The sequence below is a fragment of the Rickettsia sp. TH2014 genome (genome assembly GCF_019249195.1).
Classification (GTDB): Bacteria; Pseudomonadota; Alphaproteobacteria; order Rickettsiales; family Rickettsiaceae; genus Rickettsia; species Rickettsia felis.
The window spans coordinates 1-878 of sequence record NZ_MXAX01000017.1 but is presented as its reverse complement, the minus strand read 5'-3'; the positions used below and the strand labels follow the sequence as shown (position 1 = coordinate 878).

Sequence of the window (878 nt, the reverse complement as noted above, 5' to 3'; positions counted from 1 at the left end):
GTAAGATTAAATCTCAACTATTACAATTCACCGAGTATAGTTTTTTCAGTTTCCCTAACTTATCGGCTAATTGGTGCAACAATTATTTTTAATTTAACTAATAGGTTAATAAAAAATAATGTTTTTCTTGATGAATATTAATAAATGTTATATAATTCGCCTCGTTTATATATTAAAAAATAATCATTGGGGTTAAGTAATGAGTATAACAGACAAATTAAAATCAGTATTGTTAACCTACTCTTTCGTTATTAGTATATCAATAAATTTATTTACCACCGGTTCGAAAGCAGCCGGCGGTCCACCACCTCCACCTCCACCGCCTCCACCGGGATGGACATCTCAAGCAACGTCATCAAACAATACTGGTAGTGGGGGACAAACTACTCAACCAGAATCATCAAAAAGCACTAGTAGCAGTAAAAAACCTTCCTCATCAATAAAAACACTACCTACTCAATCGCTAGAAGTACCTACCCCTACTGGAGAATTTGGTAAAAAATACGCTAAATTAATTAATCCGGATGCTGCTCAAGTAGTTTTAATGTCATCATTTTCAACGAAAATAATATCTCTTATACGCGATGAATTAACACTTAAAGATTTTGCCGCTGATGCAGACAAAATTCTTACTCTTTTTAGTAAAAAAAATGATGAAATTTTAGGTAAGGCAAAAGAAAAGTATAAAGAGCTTATAAAAGATCCTTATATAGCTCAGTTTGTAAATACAAAAAACGCAAACCAACAAACAGGAGATTTTTTAGATAGCAAGCTCTTCGATGAAGGTCAAGAAGAAGCAGCATTGCGTCTTTTATCATTAGAGCAACTAGATGCACAAAGGAAGCAAGAAATTTTAAGTCAACAGGGCGATATATTAG

Annotated in this window: 1 pseudogene; it reads left to right on the top strand. The window is 33.1% G+C overall.

Annotated features, from left to right (window positions below):
- Window positions 1–199: 199 nt before the first annotated feature.
- Window positions 200–878, top strand: a pseudogene (locus tag KYQ89_RS00215) (autotransporter outer membrane beta-barrel domain-containing protein); the annotation flags it as partial.